The organism is bacterium, assembly GCA_022763185.1.
Taxonomy (GTDB): domain Bacteria; phylum Bdellovibrionota_G; class JALEGL01; order JALEGL01; family JALEGL01; genus JALEGL01.
In genome coordinates this window covers 54,756-73,752 of sequence record JALEGL010000009.1, presented here as the reverse complement: position 1 = coordinate 73,752, position 18,997 = coordinate 54,756, and the positions used below count along the sequence as shown (strand labels likewise).

Genomic DNA, 18,997 nt, shown 5'->3' with positions numbered 1-18,997 from the left:
CGCAGTGCCGAATGCAAATGGCTATTGTGCCTCGCATCCTTTGGCAAGGACTCCAATTACTTATCTTTATAATCCATGGCTCTTGGGTTTAGATCAGCCTGTTGCAACAATTCTTGGTGGCAATCACAGCTATGGCCTTTACCAAGAGCCCGGATATTTCTTATATTTTGCTGGTAGAAGCCCTGAAGTTGCTCAGGAAACCGGAGCAGAAGCTCAAAATGCCTTCATGGTTTATGGCGTTGCTGATCTGGACGGTGTCTCCCTTGATGGTAATTATATTAATGGAACCTATCAGATGTTTCAGCGCTTTCCGTATTATACTATTATGGGAAGAGGAATTTATGTCGATGCAGAAGGTGACCCTAGAGTTATGCCGGGGCTTGTTATGCAAAACGAAGAGCCTTACGATCAAAACAGCTATTATTCCGGTTCTTCTTACTGATAAGACTTAATCTGTTTTTTAGATTTTGAATGAGGTTGCATTACGCTATTAACGCTTGCCTTTTTTAATGTTCTTAATCAGAAAATGCCAGTTCGCCAATGAGAAATCTTTCTTACCAAAGCGATGGTTGATGTAATAGTCGTTAACTTGAGTTAAAGGCTGTTGCAGCTCTGGGTGTTTTTCTAAAACCCGCAACTTAAACTCATCCACCGTTTCACTGGGGTACTTTTTAAAACCCATTTTTTTAAGCTTTTTTAACAGCAAGGTATAGGGAGAAGACTGTTGACGCAGTCTTGATATGATTAAAGCAAGCAAGAGCAGGGCTAATAAGGCTATAAAGATGAATAAAAATATTATTGGATTAAAGACTTGTCCTGAATTGTCTTTGGTATTGTTTTGTATTGTTTGATCTTGTTTTTGCTTTTGTTTGAAGATAGCAAAGGCCTGGCTAAATTTTTCTGATAAAGATTTGAGTCCAGAGAGTTGCTGTTTAAGGTTATAATCAACAATATATCGATGCCAACGTAATTTTAAGTAGTCAGAAAATTGCAGTAAAGGTTTGATAAAGTTGTCTGGCAACTTAAACGATGTGTTTGCAGGCGTGGGGTCAAAACGTAACCAACCAAAATCAGGCAAATAAACCTCTACCCAGGAATGTGCGTCGGATTGACGGACAGAAACATAGTTACCATAGGGGTTGTATTCTCCACCTCTAAAGCCCATCACTTGTCGGGCAGGAATGCCAATGTATCTAAGCATAACAATCATGGCAGTAGAAAAGTATTCACAGTGACCGGCTTTGGTATTTAAAAAGAAATTATCCAGAGGATTTTTTGTACCAGCATCTTGAATATTAAGGGTATAGCGATACTCCTTTTTTAAGTACTCTTGAGCCATGAAAGCTTTGATAAAAGGAGAAACGTTGGGGTAAGCAATGCTGTCTAAATAATTGGTCAACTCTTCTGATAATTCAGGCAGCTGCAAGTAAAGTTTTTTAATGTCTTCTGGATAGTCTTGGTTAAAATTATCTTGTAAACGCGTGATGCTGGGCATGTTGACCGAAGACACAGCCGTATACTGAAGATCTGATTGATATCGAGCACTGGTATGCATTTCATAACTATCCGATTCAGGGTAATAACGGATCATAAAGGTTCTGCGTAAAAAACGTTCAAGAAAAGATCGGTCCCAAGAGGCTTCAACAAAGTGATCGGCTAAAAACAATAAAGGGGTGTCTAGAGATTCCAGACTCACAGTGTATTTCATGTAGTCCGGATTTTTACTGGGGGGCCGGCGATTGGAAAAAACTTCAGTATTGTCCAAATTCATGCGCACCACTTTGAACTTGTTGCGTGAAGAACGCCAAGTTTTGCCATCAAATTGATCGGCACTGTTGGCTCGCCAGTAGGTCAAGGCCAGTTCTTTTTTAGTGAGTTTCTTGTTGTGTATTTCTACCCTAAAGGCTATTTCTGAACTGCCTTGAATATTGCCTAAGGTTCCTAAATCAACTTCCTTAGAAAAGCCGGCAATATCTTTCGGCTTGGCCGCGCGACGCAAAAAGTTTTTAAAAGAAACCCGTGGAATAGAAAAGAAGACAATAAAGGTAAAGATTAAAATACCTGAGCACAAAGCGGCAGTAGAAACAAAAAAACGTTTGCGCACGACATCTTTAGAATTTAACAAATGTCGCAAAGTTTTACTGTCTTCTTTATCTTCTTCTTGATTCAGGTTTTCAATTTGTGTTTTAAGGTTAAACAAAGTCAAAGTCCAAGTAGCAAAAAACAAATAAATGAAAAAAGGAATGGCAAAGGTGATGCTTTCTGAAAGAACAGTGGAAGAAAGCAGTTGTAAAAAACTTAAAGCATAAATTTGTAGCCAGTCTCTGCTGGTCTTACTGGAAAGAAGCTTAATGATTTGTAAAACAATGACAAAGCGAATGGCGTTCCCCACAATATCAAATGACATAAAGAAAATATCGTACAAGCTGAATAACAGTAAAGAAATAATGCTGATGTTGACCAACAGAGTGGGGATTTTGAGCCGAGTGTCAATGAAGCGATGAGACTTGATATAAATCAAAGTCACCAATAAACCTATGCCGGCGTAGATAACATAAGCACCGCTTAAAGCAATAGAAGAAAAACCAATCGCCACCAAGGCGCAAGAAAACAGGTGTAAGTAACTTGAAAACCTCATGATAAAGCTCCAAGGGTATCGGCGGCAATGATGTGTAAGTTTTCAAAACTAGAAAAAACCAGTTTGTTAAGGTTACTCACAACAATTGAGGTTTGTTTGGCTTTGAGTTGACTGAAGTTAAAATTTTCTACGGAGTCTTGTTCATGATCATAGAGCGCTAGAGATTTTAAAATGGCATCAATACCATGGCTTGAGCGCATTTTATTTTGGTTGTTGATTTTTACAAAGCAAGAAATATTATTTTTCTTAAGCTCTAAAAGTAAACTGCATACATAAGACAGTGCATGCTCAACCAGTTGATGGTTTTTGTCACTGGAGTGGGCCTGATTTTTTTGCAAAATCAGATGGATGCCCACATCTTTGCTTTCTTCAGTTTCAAACTCTTTAACCCGCAAAGATAAGGTTTTGGCTGAAGACTTCCAATGAATATTTTTATAATGATCGCCTTGAACATACTCTCTTAAACCTGATGGATTTCCAGAAACATTTTTTCTTTGGCTAACCAAGGTGCCAATAAGGTTTTGATTAAAGTGAATCAGTTGTTGGCTTTCAAGTTTTTTAGGAAAAACCAAAACCGAGGCATCGGTTTCTATTTGGATGTATTTTTTTAGCAGGCCAAAAGGAAAATACGTTTCTAGATTAAAATCAGGAAATTGACAAAAGCCTCTCTTGCTAAAAGCAAAATTAGCGTAACTTTGTACTTGAGCTTTGGGTAGAATTTTCAAAACAAAAGATTTTTGTGCATCATGGAGATCTACATTTTCAAAGTCTAAATTATGGGCACTGGCAATAGGCGCCAAGTTTACGGCATAAGAAGAAAAACGTGATTTTTGGTTGATTAAAGCCACTGGGGCATTGGAAGTTTCTTGGGCAAAAAATCTAGGCTGATTTAAAAAAACCAATTTTACATTGTAAAGTGTGGTGTTGGATAAAACACCAGAAAGAACAATAAAGCTGAGCATCATAGAAAAGGTTAAATACAGTAAATTATTGCCTGTATTCATGCTGGCAATGCCTACTCCCACACAGGTTGCAATAAAAGTATAGCCTAAGAAAGTCAGTTTTATTTTAAACTTAGGATACTTCGGTTGAGACTTGGCTTTTATCTTTCGTTTAAACATTCAACATGCATTTTTAAAACAATTTATAAGGGCACCATCACTTGATCTAAAATATCAATGATCGCATCTTTTTGCATTTTATTGTAATCACCATGCTCAATGTTTTTGGTTTGATGCGCAGATAGAGTGATCCTATGGGCCAAAACATGGGGCGCTAAAATTTTGATATCATCAGGACTGACAAAGTCTTTGCCTTGAATGAAGGCCAGAGCTTGTGATGCTCTGTACAAAGCAACTGTTCCCCTTGGGCTTACGCCAAGACTTACTAGGGTTGATTCTCTGGTTTTACGGACAATGTCTACAATGTATTGTTGTAAAGATGGATCAATATGAACTCGACTGACAGCCTTTTGTAAATCAACAATATGGTCTGTCGCACAGACTGGGGCTATTTTCTTTCTTTCAAAACTCTTTCCTAAAGATTGAACAATACCAAGCTCTTCTTTGGCCTCAGGGTAACCAATATTTAATTTAAACAAGAAACGATCCAGTTGTGATTCTGGTAGAGGGTAGGTTCCAAACTGTTCCATGGGATTTTGGGTGGCAATCACCATAAAGGGTTTATTGAGCGTATGCGTTTCTCTATCCACGGTGACTTGACCTTCTTGCATGGCTTCGAGTAATGCTGATTGAGTCTTGGGCGTGGTACGGTTGATTTCATCAGCCAGAACAATATTGGAAAAAATAGGTCCTGGGTGAAACTCAAAGTGATGCAAGTCAGAGTTGAAAATAGGAACCCCAATGATATCGGCAGGCAGTAGGTCACTGGTAAATTGAATGCGTTGAAAACTGCCTTCAATGGATTGCGCTAAAGCAGAGGCAATGGTGGTTTTGCCCACGCCAGGAACATCTTCAATCAGAACATGTCCTCTGGCCAATAAAGCACACAGCAGTAAATCAATGACGCTGTCTTTGCCTACAATGTGTTGATGAATGGATTTTCTTAAAGATTGGATAATATTTTGTTCAGACACTTTAAAAAGTATACGGCATTTTTCATGCAATTAAAAGATAAGGCGTGTGTTTATTTTCTTTTTTAAATCATAACCAATTATTAACGAGTTTTATTTGTATTTAATCGAGAATATTTAACTTATGCCTTTGCCATTTTTCTTTTGTTTGCGTACAATAGATCGGTAAGCCCAATTTTTTTAGAGAAGGAACACAAGCTATGAAACACAAACAGTTTTTATGTTTCAGTCTGCTTTTATTTTTGCTCAATTGTGCCAGCGAAAAAGCAGAACTGAAAGAGGAAGTTAGGTTTTTACTGGATGCCCGCCAGTATACGCAAGCCATAGAAAAAGCCCGGGAAGTTGTTGCTAAAGACAGTGAAGATGAAGAAGCCAGCTTTTTATTGGCATCTGCATTGTTGGGAGATGCTGCATTGTCAGGAGCCAACAATTGCCCAGAGGGTGATCAAGGTATTCTAGGTTTGTTGGCATGCTTGGCAGATCCTTTAGAACCCGGTGAAAATGATTTAAGCAGTTTTTTAAGAATTGCCCCTGATTTGGAAAGGCTAAATAATTTAGAAGAAGCCACAGATATTTTTAAAGTTTTAGATGCCAATGCTCTCAATGATGCTGATAGAGATAATGTCTTTATTCGTCTGTATGCTTCAAGGCTTTTTGAGTTGGGAGGTGCGTTGACACGTGTAGGTTTAAAAACAGCCAACAATGAGTGCAATCATTGTCTGAATTCAACACCAGGTTGTGTGCCTAACATGAAGGACGAAGTCCCTGATGGCTTTGATGCTATGGCCTTAAGCCCAGAGCAAGAAACCCGCTTTAGAGAAAATCTAACTGAAGTCAATGATGTGGGTGGAGATTTGGGTTTGAGTCAGGATTTTTCTTTGATTTTGCGTGCAGATCAAATTGCTATGGATCTAGGAATTGATCCTATTCCAACATTTTTTGATACAACATTTAATAGTGCAACACTGGCCACCTGTGATGAAGCCCTTTAGGAGTAGAGCAATGATGAGTAGTAAAAAAAATAACAGTTTATCCTTGGGTTTTGTTGGCATAGCGCTGTTTATGTTTTGTTTTGGTTTTACTAGAGCGCAGGCCAGTCCAAGCTTTGATACTCCCTCTCCCAGTGTCTATCGTCAGGCAAGAAATTTAGGGATGGGTAACGTGGGGGTAGCCTTAAAGGGTACACATGCGTCGTCTCCGTTTTACAATCCTGCTGGACTCAATGACCTTAAAAAGGGCAAGTTGCGTATTTTAAATCTAACTGGAGAGATTTCTCAGGATGCCTTTAGCCTTATCAATGACGTGAGAGATTTGGTAGAGGACTTGGAAGATGCATCTGATGAAAACGGTGATCGATTCCGAGTTTTGGATGATTTTATTGCTAAAAACAACGGTAAGTTCAGACACTTGCGTTTAACCACAGAAATTGTCAGTTATGCCCGCAAAAATTTTGCCATTGGTTTGTTGGCTGAGGAAAATTTTGATTTTACTGTGCGTGAGCCTGCCGTTCCAGAGTTTCATGTTCGATCAACCACGGACTTGGTGGCCTATGTTTCAGGGGCTAAGTCTTTCTTTGATGATGCCTTGCAGGTTGGGGTAACTTTGAAACCAACGGTGCGTTTGGCCATGGATGAAGCGGATGAAATTATAGACTATGCTGACACACAGGATGATGCCAACGGTAAATTAAAGCTGGAAAGCCAATTAGAGAATATTTGGGAAAAGCAGCGCTTTGGTTTAGGAGCAGATGTCGGCTTAAAAAGTAATTTGGCTTTTGGGTCCTTGAAAGAAGCCTCGTGGCGTAAAAGGTTGCAACCTATGGTGGGTGTAACTTGGCAAGATATTGGGAGCCCTAGTTTTGAAGAGGCCCCAGGCAATGAAGAGTCCATTAGTGTAGGTATGGCCATTCACCCCAGTTTTGCAAAGTTTGAGAACGCATTTGCCTTGGACATAAGAAACATCAATCGCGATATGCCGTTCATTTCTAAATTGCATGTGGGTTGGGAAACCAAGTTTCCAGCTATCTTAGCGCTTAGAGCCGGTTTGTCTCAAGGCTATGCCAGTGCCGGGGCCACAGTAGATTTATGGGTGGCCAAACTCAGTGCAGCCATTTATTCTGAAGAGATAGGGGTTCACACCCGTCAAGAAGGCAACACCCGTTATGTTGTGCAACTTGGCTTTGGCATGTAGTTTTTTTTAAATATGAATAAAATGCAAAAGGAGTGAGTTTCTCTCCTCCTGGGTTTTGTTTTTTTGCTGAACGAATTACGCTGATATAAGATTGTTTTTTGTGAGCCTTGGTGCTATAGACCGCTCCATGATGAAAAGAATACTATTAAGTTTAAGTTTTTTTGTTGGTTTGGCCTTTGGTTCAGTCCATGCTCAAGAGTACACGGATCGTAAAGGCTTTTTTATTGGTTTTTCTCTTGGCGGTGGCGGGCTGAATGTTGATGGCGGTGACTACCGTAAAGGTGCTTACTTGGGAGGTTTAAGGATTGGGGGCGGTATCAGCGAAGACATCCTGTTGATGGCTGAAACCAATAATGCTATTGGCGAAGAAGATGGCTTGACGGTAACCCACGGTTCATTGAGTTTTGCAGCTCAATTTTTCTTTAGAGATAATTTCTATGTGCGTCCAGCCATTGGTATAGCAACCTTACAGGTTGATGGTAGTGAAGGATCATTTTCATTCTCTTCTACATCTGATGCTGGCTTTAATGCTTCTGTAAGTGCCGGGTATGAGTTTCGTTTGAGCAAACGTTTTGCACTTTCACCTGAAATAACTTACGCATACTCAAGTGTAGAAAGTATTACTGTAAGCCACTACGGTGCCAAAGCCGCTCTGCAGTGGTATTTCTAATTAAACTCTTTAACTTCAACAGGGGAACTTTCTCCCCCTGTTGACTAAAAAATATTTCATTGCATCGATGCAAAGTTTGACCTTGATGGGCTTCGTCGTATCAAGGATTGTTCTAGCTTTGTATGATTAAAATTAGAAAAAACAACTGAAAACTGTTTTTGAAATCGTAAATTTTTTGTTGCTCTGGTGATGTTAAAACTGTATTTGCGCGCTTTAAAGGCACGAAATTTCATTGAAAACTATTTTTTTGATCAAAACCTTAGATTTCAAATTCTGTGCAAAATAGTGTATGTGCCTTGCCATGACTACACAAAGCAATCAAATTGATGTCATTATACAGCGTTATGCCAGTGAAGAGATGGCCACTATTTTTTCGCGGCAAAGAAGGGTGGAGCTATGGCGCGAGCTATGGATTGCATTGGCCCAGGGTGAAAAGAAACTGGGATTACCCATCACCAAAGTACAGATTGATGAGTTAAAAAAATTCAAAAGTAAAATCAACTGGAAAGTGGCAGAAAAATTTGAAGGCGAGTTGCGCCATGATGTGATGGCCCATGTTAAGGCTTATGGTAAACAGTGTCCCAAAGCTGCAGGGATTATTCATTTGGGATCAACCAGTGCATACGTTACTGACAATGCTGACTTGATCATGATGAAAGAGGGCATGGAACTCTTAGAAAAAAAATTGGTGGCGGTAATTGATAAGATGGCCACCTTTGCAGAAAAAGAAAAAGAAACGCCAACGGTAGCCTTTACCCATTTTCAACCGGCGCAGCCAACTACGGTGGGTAAAAGAGCCTGTTTGTGGGCCCAAAATTTTGTTCTGGACTTTGAACGGCTTGTTTTTGAACTGGAACACATGCGCTTTCATGGCGTTAAAGGAGCAACCGGCACGCAAGACAGTTTTTTAAAACTGTTTGACGGAGATGCTGACAAGGCATTGGCTTTGGATGATTATGTGATGGAAAAAATGGGCTTTAAACAAGCGTATTGGGTTACCGGACAAACCTACCCAAGAAAAGCCGATACGCAAATCGTAACTTTGTTAGCCAATATTTGTGAGTCTGCGGCCAAATTTGCCAATGATATGCGCTTACTACAAGCTATGCATGAGATTGAAGAACCCAGAAAAAGTTCGCAAATTGGCTCATCTGCCATGCCATACAAACAAAACCCTATGCGCAGTGAAAGAATTTGTTCGTTGGCCAGGTATGTGATCAACTTAGTGGGCAACTGTTATGATACAGCGGCCACACAATGGTTTGAAAGAACTTTGGACGACAGCGCCAATCGTAGAGTGGTCTTGCCACAGGCCTTTTTAATTTGTGATGCTGTACTGGATTTGGTTCTCAATATTACAGGTGGCATGAAAGTGAATAAAGGTGTGATTGAAAACAACCTCAATCAAGAGTTACCATTTTTACAAACCGAAGAAATTTTAATGGCGGCCGTTAAAGAAGGCGGCGACAGGCAGGAACTGCATGAAGTGATTCGTGTCCACTCAAAAGACGCAGTGAAGAACGTGCGTGAAAAAGGCGAGAGCAATGATTTGCTTGCACGTTTAAGAGATGACCCAGCTTTTGAAAAAGTGGCGCCCAAGCTTTTGGTCAAAACAGACCCTATTCGTTTGGTAGGACTATCTGTGCAACAAGTGGACATGTTCATTAAAAAGCAAGTGGCACCCTTGCGTAAAAAGTACAAAAGCAGCTTGAATATGAAAGCAAAAATTAGGGTTTAAAAGCAAGAGCAGATAAAAGTTTATATGCACGCAATTTGGAGGGAGAATATATGAAACATACATGGACAGTGCTTATTATGGTTTTGAGCTTGGTTGCTTGTGACCAAGCAAGCAATAAAACAGAGCAAATGCCTGAAAAAACAAACGGTAAAAAAACAGCCCAACAAACGTTTATCAATATTGGGACTGGCGGTGTAACCGGTGTGTATTATCCAACCGGCGGTGCCATTTGTAAAATGGTAAACAAGAAAAGTCCTAACATCAAGTGTACGGTAGAAGCCACGGCTGCATCGGTTTACAATGTTAATGCCTTATTGGCAGACAAGATGGATCTGGGTATTGCCCAGTCAGATGTGGGTTACAAAGCCATGAAGGGGCAAGAGCCGTTTAAAGAAAAAGCAACAAACTTAAAATCCATCATGTCTATTTATCCAGAGTCTTTAACTTTGGTGGCCAGAAAAGACTCTGGCATTAAAAGCTTTGCAGACTTAAAAGGTAAAAAAGTGAATATTGGCAATCCAGGTTCAGGGACCCGCAGAACTGTAGAAACTTTATTCAATGCCTGTGATTTAAAATTAGATGCCTTGAGTTTTCAAGGTCAGCTTAAAGCCGCCGAAATGCCAGATGCTTTGCGTGACGGCAAGTTGGATGCCTATTTTTATGTGGTGGGGCATCCTACCGCCAATATTAAAGATGTGGCCACCAGTACGGATGTTGCAGTTATTCCATTGGACATGCCGTGCATTGATGACTTGATTAAAAAAGAAAGTTATTTCGTTAAAACAATTGTTCCTGGTGGTTTGTATAAGGGTAATGATGAAGATATAAAGTCCTTTGGATTTAAAGCAACCTTGTTGGCCTCAGATCAATTAAGCAATGATGTGGCTTATTCTATTATTGAGGCTATTCTGGAAGACTTTGAAAACTTCAAAACCTTACACCCTGCTTATGCTAAGCTAACCAAAGACAGTGTGTTTGAAGGTTTATCTTTGCCTTTGCATCCAGGGGTGCAAATGTACTTGGATAAACAAAAATAATAATTTTTAATTACACACGGGAATTCAAAATAAAATGGGCTGAGTTTTAGGTCTTTGCCAGAGAACACTCCTGTGTTTATAGCAAAGGAGATTCATGAAAAATAGAGTCATTCAGTATCTGTTGTGTTTGTGGTCTGTTTTTCAATTGTTAAGCACACAGTTTGCTATCAATGATACGCTATTGCGCAGTATTCACTTAAGCTTTGCTCTTGGCTTGACCTTCCTCATTTTTATTCCCAAAAAAAAAGACAATACAAAGATTCAGACATGGATAATCTGGAGCAATGGTGTTGTAGCTGGAATTGCAGCTTTGGCAGCATTGTATTTGGCTCTGGACTATGATGGTATAGCCCAGCGACCAGGCTTACCCATTACCCGAGATCTTGTTGCTGGCTGCATCTTAATTGTTTGTTTGCTTGAAGCCAGCCGACGCGTTTTAGGCGTGGCGTTAAGCGCAGTGGCCATTGTCTTTATGCTCTTTGCTTTTTTTGGTCCGTATTTTCCGCAGGTGGTAGCGCACAGGGGTGCAGATATTGGTAAGATGATCAGTCATTTGTATCTGGGAACAGAAGGGATTTTTGGTGTACCCATTAGAGTGTCAGCAAGTTTTGTGTTTTTGTTTGTATTGCTGGGCTCACTGTTGGATAAAGCCGGTGCTGGACAGTATTTTATTGAGTTGGCCTATTCAGCTTTAGGCAAATTTAGAGGGGGTCCAGCCAAAGCATCCGTGGCGGCCTCTGGTTTGTTGGGTATGCTGTCTGGCTCCTCCATTGCCAATACCGTAACCACCGGCACCTTTACCATACCTTTGATGAAAAAAATTGGTTTCACACCAGAAAAAGCCGCTGCCATTGAAGTGGCAGCCAGTACCAATGCCCAATTGATGCCGCCAGTCATGGGGGCTGCAGCCTTTATCATGGCCGAGTTTTTAGGCATTGGTTATATGGAGGTGGTCAAAGCTGCTATTGTCCCAGCGCTTGCTTCTTATGTGGCTTTGTTTGCCGTGGTTCATTTTGAAGCCTGTAAGTTGAACATTCAGGCAAGTCCTGCGCAAGACATTCCACCCTTTTTTAAAACTTTATGGCGAGGCTTGCATTATTGCATACCTATTGTTTTTCTAATTTATACTTTAATGATCAAGAGGCAATCTCCGACGGCTTCCGCCTTTAACGCCATTATCATGACCATGTTGATCATTGTTGTTGAGCCACTGATCAAAGCTTATTTTAAGCAAAGCTTAAACAAAGCTGATTTTTTTGAAGGCTTTAAAAAACTTGCTGATGCTTTTGCCCAAGGTGCCCAAAACATGATTCCTATTGCCATTGCTACAGCTTGTGCGGGTATCATCATAGGTGTGGTGACCATGACCGGTTTAGGACAAAGTTTATTGCAAGTCATTGAGTTGGCTTCTGGAGGCAACTTTTACCTTGTTTTAATTTTAACTGCGATCAGCTGTATTGTTTTGGGCATGGGTTTGCCCACCACAGCCAACTATATTGTCATGGCTTCGTTAACCGCGCCTATTTTAGCCAGTTTAGCGCAAGGCAGTGGTTTGATGATTCCGGTGATTGCCATTCATTTGTTTGTGTTTTATTTTGGTATTTTGGCTGACGATACTCCACCTGTGGGTTTAGCCGCCTATGCCGCGGCAGCCATTGCCAAGTCTGATCCCATCAAGACCGGTATTCAAGGATTTATTTTTGATATGCGCACCGCAGCCTTGCCGTTTATTTTTATTTTAAATACGCAGTTCATTCTCATTAAAGATGTTGTGCCTGGCGGTAATCCTATGCGTCCAGCCGATTGGATTTGGAATGATAGTTTATTATCAGCCCTGACCTTGCTTGTGGCAGCCTGCATTGGCATGATCTTTTTTGTCTCCGCCATCACCGGTTGGTTTAAAAGTAGGCTTAGCTGGTGGCAACGTGCATGGGCAATAGCTTTGTTTTTAGGTGTGTTTTTGTATCCGCAAATATTAAAACTGACTCAACTTAATACAGGTGTGTACGTGGTTTTGTATGGTTTCGCAGTTTGTACTTTTATAATGATGCAAAAAAACATAGATTAAAGATGCAAATCAACAAACTGCTTTAAAGGCGTTTTAAAAGCAGCAATGTTTGTCATGTGAAAATAATGATCGCCTGATATTTTAACAATCTTAACATTTTTTAAAGATTGCGCGGCTCGCAGGCGCTCTTGATAGCGGTAGTCCCAGTCCCCATGAATATACAAAACCGGTTGTTGAATCTGCTTTACAATGTCTTTTACATCAGGTGTGGTAAAATAACTCAAAGAGTTTTGGGTTAAGCGTATGTCGTGATGCCAATAATATTGCCCGTGTTCATTTTGTGAAACTGAACGTTGCGCTAAAAGTTTTGCAATATCTGGTGTCACTCCGTATTTGCAACGCGCTTGAACAGCAGCATCTACAGTAGTGTAAGTGCGTTGTGTTCTGTGTTTTGTTTGGGTCAATTGTTTTAAGGAAATCATGGCCAAGTCATCATTGGGAATGGGGATGACATTGTCTAAGAGCAGCAAAGCTTTAATTTTTTCTGGGAAGAGTACCGCAACAAGGCTGGCCAAACCAGCACCCAATGAGTGACCCATCAGTACAATGGGTTTTGTTAAAGTCTTAAAATATTCATTTAAAATAAATGCCGCTTGTGTCATGGAGTATGCGGGAATTATTTGTGGAAGATGGACACTCTTACCGTGACCCGGAAGATCCAAAGCATGTATGGAGTATTGCGGTAAAGCCTGCATCAAAGGCACAAAACTCATGGCATTGTCCAACCAACCATGAAGGGCAATGATCTCAGGTTCTTGTGCGCTATTTTTTATGCCAGATAGAGCATAACTGTTATTGTAGAGAGAGACTTTAAATTGATGCATCTTTATCAATGTTGCACAATCCAGTAACGCACGCTAGAAAATAGACTTTTTTTGGAGATGAATGCACTTCTTGTGTGTTTTACTCTTATCTGTCATAAGATTGAAATTATTTTGCCGGTTAAAAATTTCTATAATCTACAATAAAGAAATAAACCCGTTACGTCACTGCAACATTTGGAGCAAAGGGAAAACACAATAATGTTAAAAAATACTTTAATGCTCATCAGTATTGTTTTTGTACAGTTAGGTTTTGCTCAGCAGGTTATCCAAGGACTTGATCTTGAAACCAATCAACCTATGTGGCCAAGTCAAGAAGATTACCTCATGGCAAAGGATATATCGAGCATTAACGTTAAAGAGAAACCTCGTCTGCGTGATGTTTTTTTTTCAAGCATGTATCAAGAAAAAAAATATCCATCAATTTATCGGGCTTTTCAAAAGAGCAACAAGATCAAATTTTAGAATACTTTGACCACATTGAACTTACACAACACTATTTGCCCAATGTTTCTGGTGAGCCCTTGTATTTTTATTTTTCATATCCAGAAACAGAGGGCCAATTCAGTTTAGATAATCGTAGCTTTAACATAGATTGTATAAGTACTTATGAAGGTTCTTATTTTTTGAGGATAAAGGGTCGCAATGAATGTTTTTTTAATGTCTACTACAATACTTATTTTAGCAGAACTCCGCACTATCTGTCCTGGGTAACTCGTCTGGTATGTCCTGCATAAAGCTTAACAGAAACCACAAACAGCAAATGCATTAAGGGCATTTAAAAGAGTGGTTTGCTGCATTAAGTAAAAGTGTGTAGTGAACAATAGTTTTTCGAATATGCTCTTTGGCTAAAATTCTTTTTACAATCTGTGGCCGAGATTTAAGATGATACAGCGAACTGGGATTGTTATTGACTTGATCATCCAAAGGTAGACGCATAGATGAAAACAGTAAAGCCCCAGTACCTCCTCCACTTACAACCATAAGTGCTCCTCCAAAGCTTAAAGCCATGGCTTTTGCTTGAGAGCGTTGTTGTTTGAGTTTTAGCCAGTCAGTGTAACGACCCTGCATTCCCTGTTCAATGGCAGCATCTACCAATTGAACAAGGTTTTTTATTGATGCAATACCCCGATAAGCACGAATGTTTTTAGCCAATGGATAAAGAATATCAACACCATGATCAGATATGGCAAAAATTGGGGCCCCGTCAATATCTTCTTGGTCAATAAGAATCAATATGCCGTTGCTTTGGGCTTGTTCAATTTCCTGATTTAAACGTTCAGCCAGCTCAAGATCAGACATGGCAGATAAAGCCTCATAATTTAGGCGATTGTTCTCATCCAATACAGGATTGGCTTTTTTACTAATAACAGGCATTGCCAATTGCTCTTGTTTTACGTCCTCAAATTCATGGGTTTGAGAACAAGTTAAATGGGTCAGATGGATAGAAAATTGCGATCGATATTGATCCAAATGGTCAAAGTTTGGAAAGTCTCGAACACGTTGACTTTGATCTGGAGAAAAATAAACAGGCGAAAAAGGATGGTGAATAACAAAAAACTCCTTGATCAATTGCGATAAGGTGTTTGGGTCGGTTCTGTATTTCTGACTGTTCATCCAAAATGCAGCAATACCAAGTGCTTGACAAGCTTGAATAGCAGAAACTACACATTCTTTAGGAAGCATCATGGCGTGTTCACCCGTAAAGGTTTCAACTCGGTTATGTTGTAACCATTTTTCAAGGATGGCATCATCGTTGTTGGCACTGATGAAAGAAGATATTTTATAATAAGTAAAATAAGGAATATGCAATTGTTCAAACTGATAAATGTTATGAGGATGACACACAGCAGTTGCTTTCCCAAAACCGTGTGCATGAAGAGTTGTTGAGTGAATGAAAAATCCAAAGCTCAGGAAAAATAAAATGGGGGTATTTTTTTTTAAACATCTCATTTCAAACTCTGTTTAGCATAGGCTTAACTAAAAATTCAAATCTATTTTTCAATATGCGTCATAGATCCAAGGGTAACAAGATAAAATCCAAACCGATTTCTAGTTCATGATCAAGGTCGTTGGAATGGAATAACTGCCTGAAAGAGCTTAGATCAAATTTACAGTGACGAAAAATTTCAAGTCTGCAGTTGATAAAAAATATCTGCAGAACGTATCCATGCTTGGTGATAAATCAACTCGACCCAGAATGGTTAAAAATACTTTTCTAAACAGTAAGCTTGTTTTTTTACTTTTTTATTTGAGCGTAGTTGGCTTTATCACCTAGCTGTTGCTCAATACGTAGAAGCTGGTTATATTTTGCTGTTCTATCGGCACGGCTTAAGGAACCGGTTTTGATTTGGCCAGCGCTTGTGGCTACAGCAAGATCTGCAATAAAGGTGTCTTCTGTTTCACCAGAACGGTGAGAAATCACCGTACCCCATTCGTTTTCTTGGGCCAAATCAATGCACTCTAAAGTTTCACTGAGAGTACCAATTTGATTCAGTTTGATCAGAATGGCATTGGCACTTTTTTCATCAATGCCTTTTTGTAAAAGCTTGGGGTTGGTGACAAAAATATCGTCTCCCACCAGTTGTACTTTTTCTCCCAATTGGCTTTGTAGGGTTTGCCAACCTGACCAATCGTTTTCATCCAATGGGTCTTCAATAGAAATGATAGGGTAGTTGCTGGTTAATTCTTGATACCAGGCAATCATTTGTTCTGTGCTTTTTTGCTCTTGATTGGACTTGAACATGACATAGTTGCCATCTTTATACATTTCTGATGCAGCCACATCCAAGGCCAAAGAAATATGTTTGCCAGCGGTATAGCCGGCTGTATCAATGGCTTGCAATAAGAATTCTAAAGCTTGTTGAGTATCAATGTTAGGGGCAAAGCCACCTTCATCCCCCACGTTGGTGGAAAGTTTGTTGTCATGCAGGATTTTTTTCAAATGCTGAAAGGTTTCTGCACCCGCCTGTAAGGCTTTTGAAAAGCTATCAAAACCGTGTGGTGCCAGCATAAACTCTTGGATGTCCAAAGCATTGTCTGCATGTTGACCACCGTTAAGAACATTCATCAAAGGTAAAGGCAAAGTATTGGCTTGTTTTCCACCTAAGTAAGTAAATAAGGGTACATGTTTAAAATGAGCAGCGGCTTTGGCCACAGCCAAGGATACACCTAAGATGGCATTGGCGCCGATATTCGATTTATTTTCTGTGCCATCCAAGTCTAACATGCATTGATCGACTTTACTTTGCTCAAGCGCATTCATGTCAATCAGTTTTGGTGTGATGTGTTCAACAATATTATTGATGGCTTTGCCCACAGCTTTTCCCATGTAGGCATCTCCCCCATCACGCAACTCCAGGGCTTCTTTGCTGCCTGTTGAGGCACCTGAAGGCACGGCAGCTCTGCCCATATGACCGGAGTCTAAAATAACATCCACTTCAATGGTAGGGTTGCCACGAGAATCTAAAATTTGTCTGGGAGTAATTTGTCTAATATTGCTGCTCATCCCCGGCTTTTAGCATGCAAAAAAAAAAGCATAAAGTTATTTCATACAAAAGCTAAGACCTTATTTTTTGTCACCAATCATAAGGCTATTGTTGTGTGCAAGTCTTGGTTTTGTATACGCCATGCAAAATGAATAACTGCAAAAAAATTCAAACCGTTTTCTAAGCTTGTTGATATTTTTATATGTTTAAGAGTAGAGAGTTTTAAGCTTTAATCGAACAGCAAAAAGGACAGACATAGCGACGATGGGGAAAAATGGACCAAACGCAGTGCTTCTGCCTTGAGCAATAAGAACAAAAGTGTACAGAACAGTGAATGATGCAGCAAGGATCAGTAGAAGGTTAACAAGCTTGATTATGGACTTGATGCCTGAAGCAACCTTAGGTTTAGGGGTTAATGTAAAGGCTAGGTAGGCAAGCAAAAGAGCTGCTGTAATAACAGCATAAATATTACCAAGAAGGTCAAGCCATGATACATAACTTTGAAATACATCAATAAATGAAGGGACATAAGAAAAAGCGGTCGTAAGGATAAAAGGTAAAAATAACCGGTCACTTTTTACTTTTTTTAGATCCATCTTATTTAATCCAAGTTAAGATAGTTCAAGCCCGATTTTACTTCAGCTATTTTTCTAAGCAACAAGTCAAGGTTGTCGGGATTGTTTTCAAAATCATTTTTATCGGTGTTGCAGACAATGACCGGACACAGGGAAAAATGAAAAAAGAAGGTTTGAAAAGCATGCACCACTTTTTCTAAATAAGCCTTGGGTAAAAGCAGCGCTAAGTCTTCATCTTTTTGAGCAATGCGTTTGAGCAGGCTATCGGTGCTGGCTTGCAAGTAAATTACCAAGTCTGGTTTGGCGGCTGTGCCTTTGAGCAGCCCATAAACTTTTTCATACAAAGCAAACTCTTGCGGTTCCAAAGTTAAAGAAGCAAACAGACGATCTTTGTGAAATAAATAATCACACAGGGTGTACTGAGAGAATAAATCCGGCTGTGTGCAATCCACCTGTTGTTGAAAACGGGACATCAGGAAAAAAAGCTGAACCTGAAAGGCGTATTTTTCCATGTTATTGTAAAAAGACGGTAAAAAGGGGTTGTCCGTGTCTTTGATGGTTTGAGCAGAAAGTCTCTCTGCCAAGGCAGAAACCAGCTGACTTTTACCCACTCCTATGGGCCCTTCAATTGCAATGTACTTTCCTTTCACTAAGTTTATGGTTATCACTACAAACCTATGGCGTCACGGAAATAGTGAGTTTTTGTCAGGAGCACAAAGACGCAAAGCGCTGTGCGCTGCTTGACGGAAAAGGGTGTTCACTTCACACAAAAGAACAACTGAATGGATAAAAATTTTTCTAGGCTACCATTAAAGGGTCAGGAGATACTCAAGTAAAAACCACATGCCAGTATTCCTAGAGTAGAGCTTGATAAAGCTTAAAAAAATCGGTCAGGCTGAGTGTTTCGGGTCTTTGTTGTAGTAGCTTTGGATCAATTTTATCAAGGTTAAACTGTCCCTGTTTTAAAGTGCTGCGCAGCATTTTACGGCGTTGAGAAAAGACGGTTTTGATCAAGGCAAAAAAGGCCTCATCGTCTTTGATTTTGTGTTTTTGTAAAAGGTTTGTTTTTTTAGGGGTCAGTTTAACCAGACGGGAATCGACTTTGGGTCTTGGATGAAACGATGTGGGCGGGATAATTGGACCGGCTTCAACATCATAATAGCATTGCAACCAAACGCTCAAGCGGCCATAGTTTTTGGTGTTTTCTTGGGCGCAGATGCGTTCAACAAATTCTCGTTGCAATAAAAAACATAAACTTCCCAGATGCTCACGCTGATCAAATAGGGTCTCAATGATGGGGGTGGTAATGGAATATGGTAAGTTGGCAATAACCCAAGGTTTTTCTTTGTCCTTGGAATAAGGAGAAAAATCAAAATCCCACGTTAAAATATCATGCTCAAGGCAATGAAAATTTTTAAAGGATGAAAAATGCTGATTTAAAAAAGGAACAAGGTCTTTGTCTTTTTCAATGCATAAAAAAGGATGGTTTTGATTTAAAATGACTTCGGTCATGGCGCCCAAGCCAGGACCAATTTCTATAACAGGACAGTTTGGTGTTGGGTCTGCAAAGCGATAAATTTTTTCAGCGGAGGCAAGGTTAACCAAAAAATTTTGTCCTAGCTTTTTTTTTGGCCATGTGCCCAGACGTTCCAATATTTTTTTAGGGTTTTCCACGGTTGT

Annotated in this window: 16 protein-coding genes; 7 read left to right on the top strand and 9 right to left on the bottom strand. The window is 39.8% G+C overall.

Going from position 1 to position 18,997, the window contains the following annotated elements; genetic code table 11:
- Positions 1–490: 490 nt before the first annotated feature.
- From MRY82_06385 to MRY82_06375, 3 genes are read right to left on the bottom strand one after another with little or no spacing between them, the layout of a single operon-like run.
- Positions 491–2,638: a DUF3488 and transglutaminase-like domain-containing protein gene (locus tag MRY82_06385; protein ID MCI5072551.1), complete on the bottom strand. Its 2,148-nt coding sequence runs from the start codon at positions 2,636–2,638 to the stop codon at positions 491–493.
- Positions 2,635–3,759 carry a DUF58 domain-containing protein gene (locus MRY82_06380; GenBank protein MCI5072550.1) on the bottom strand — a complete coding sequence of 375 codons (1,125 nt, stop codon included), beginning with the start codon at positions 3,757–3,759 and terminating at the stop codon, positions 2,635–2,637. The genes MRY82_06385 and MRY82_06380 overlap by 4 nt, the downstream gene beginning before the upstream one ends.
- A gap of 23 nt (positions 3,760–3,782) precedes the next feature.
- Complete coding sequence (locus tag MRY82_06375) at positions 3,783–4,733, bottom strand: MoxR family ATPase (GenBank protein MCI5072549.1); 951 nt, start codon at positions 4,731–4,733, stop codon at positions 3,783–3,785.
- A 197-nt stretch (positions 4,734–4,930) separates the two neighbouring features.
- On the opposite strand from MRY82_06375, the gene MRY82_06370 reads away from it, so the two are divergent.
- The 6 genes from MRY82_06370 (at position 4,931) to MRY82_06345 (ending at position 12,433) form a co-directional block, all read left to right on the top strand.
- Positions 4,931–5,722 carry a hypothetical protein gene (locus MRY82_06370; GenBank protein MCI5072548.1) on the top strand — a complete coding sequence of 264 codons (792 nt, stop codon included), beginning with the start codon at positions 4,931–4,933 and terminating at the stop codon, positions 5,720–5,722.
- A 10-nt stretch (positions 5,723–5,732) separates the two neighbouring features.
- The gene (locus tag MRY82_06365; protein ID MCI5072547.1) at positions 5,733–6,920 is read left to right on the top strand and encodes a hypothetical protein; all 1,188 of its coding nucleotides are present in this window, start codon (positions 5,733–5,735) and stop codon (positions 6,918–6,920) included.
- Between the two features lie 127 nt (positions 6,921–7,047).
- Positions 7,048–7,590: an autotransporter domain-containing protein gene (locus tag MRY82_06360; GenBank protein MCI5072546.1), complete on the top strand. Its 543-nt coding sequence runs from the start codon at positions 7,048–7,050 to the stop codon at positions 7,588–7,590.
- A gap of 301 nt (positions 7,591–7,891) precedes the next feature.
- The gene (gene purB, locus MRY82_06355; protein ID MCI5072545.1) at positions 7,892–9,328 is read left to right on the top strand and encodes an adenylosuccinate lyase; all 1,437 of its coding nucleotides are present in this window, start codon (positions 7,892–7,894) and stop codon (positions 9,326–9,328) included.
- Positions 9,329–9,378: 50 nt separating this feature from the next.
- Positions 9,379–10,365 carry a TAXI family TRAP transporter solute-binding subunit gene (locus tag MRY82_06350; GenBank protein MCI5072544.1) on the top strand — a complete coding sequence of 329 codons (987 nt, stop codon included), beginning with the start codon at positions 9,379–9,381 and terminating at the stop codon, positions 10,363–10,365.
- Positions 10,366–10,459: 94 nt separating this feature from the next.
- A complete protein-coding gene (locus MRY82_06345) occupies positions 10,460–12,433 on the top strand; it encodes a TRAP transporter permease (GenBank protein MCI5072543.1) in 1,974 nt (657 codons plus the stop codon).
- Here MRY82_06345 and MRY82_06340 read toward each other — a convergent pair.
- Positions 12,430–13,257: an alpha/beta hydrolase gene (locus MRY82_06340; protein MCI5072542.1), complete on the bottom strand. Its 828-nt coding sequence runs from the start codon at positions 13,255–13,257 to the stop codon at positions 12,430–12,432. The two genes, MRY82_06345 and MRY82_06340, sit on opposite strands and share 4 nt — an antisense overlap.
- A gap of 198 nt (positions 13,258–13,455) precedes the next feature.
- Here MRY82_06340 and MRY82_06335 point away from each other — a divergent pair, with 198 nt between their 5' ends.
- Positions 13,456–13,719: a hypothetical protein gene (locus MRY82_06335; GenBank protein ID MCI5072541.1), complete on the top strand. Its 264-nt coding sequence runs from the start codon at positions 13,456–13,458 to the stop codon at positions 13,717–13,719.
- Positions 13,720–14,022: 303 nt separating this feature from the next.
- On the opposite strand, the gene MRY82_06330 is transcribed toward MRY82_06335, so the two are convergent.
- From MRY82_06330 to rsmA, 5 genes are all read right to left on the bottom strand, one after another.
- Positions 14,023–15,207 carry a hypothetical protein gene (locus MRY82_06330; protein MCI5072540.1) on the bottom strand — a complete coding sequence of 395 codons (1,185 nt, stop codon included), beginning with the start codon at positions 15,205–15,207 and terminating at the stop codon, positions 14,023–14,025.
- Positions 15,208–15,493: 286 nt separating this feature from the next.
- Positions 15,494–16,762: a phosphopyruvate hydratase gene (gene eno, locus MRY82_06325; GenBank protein ID MCI5072539.1), complete on the bottom strand. Its 1,269-nt coding sequence runs from the start codon at positions 16,760–16,762 to the stop codon at positions 15,494–15,496.
- A 186-nt stretch (positions 16,763–16,948) separates the two neighbouring features.
- Positions 16,949–17,338, bottom strand: coding sequence for a hypothetical protein (locus MRY82_06320; protein ID MCI5072538.1), 390 nt, complete (start codon positions 17,336–17,338; stop codon positions 16,949–16,951).
- A gap of 5 nt (positions 17,339–17,343) precedes the next feature.
- The gene (locus MRY82_06315; protein MCI5072537.1) at positions 17,344–17,967 is read right to left on the bottom strand and encodes a deoxynucleoside kinase; all 624 of its coding nucleotides are present in this window, start codon (positions 17,965–17,967) and stop codon (positions 17,344–17,346) included.
- A 205-nt stretch (positions 17,968–18,172) separates the two neighbouring features.
- Positions 18,173–18,991 (bottom strand): 16S rRNA (adenine(1518)-N(6)/adenine(1519)-N(6))-dimethyltransferase RsmA, encoded by an 819-nt coding sequence (gene rsmA / locus MRY82_06310; GenBank protein MCI5072536.1) that lies wholly within the window; start codon positions 18,989–18,991, stop codon positions 18,173–18,175.
- Positions 18,992–18,997: the final 6 nt, after the last annotated feature.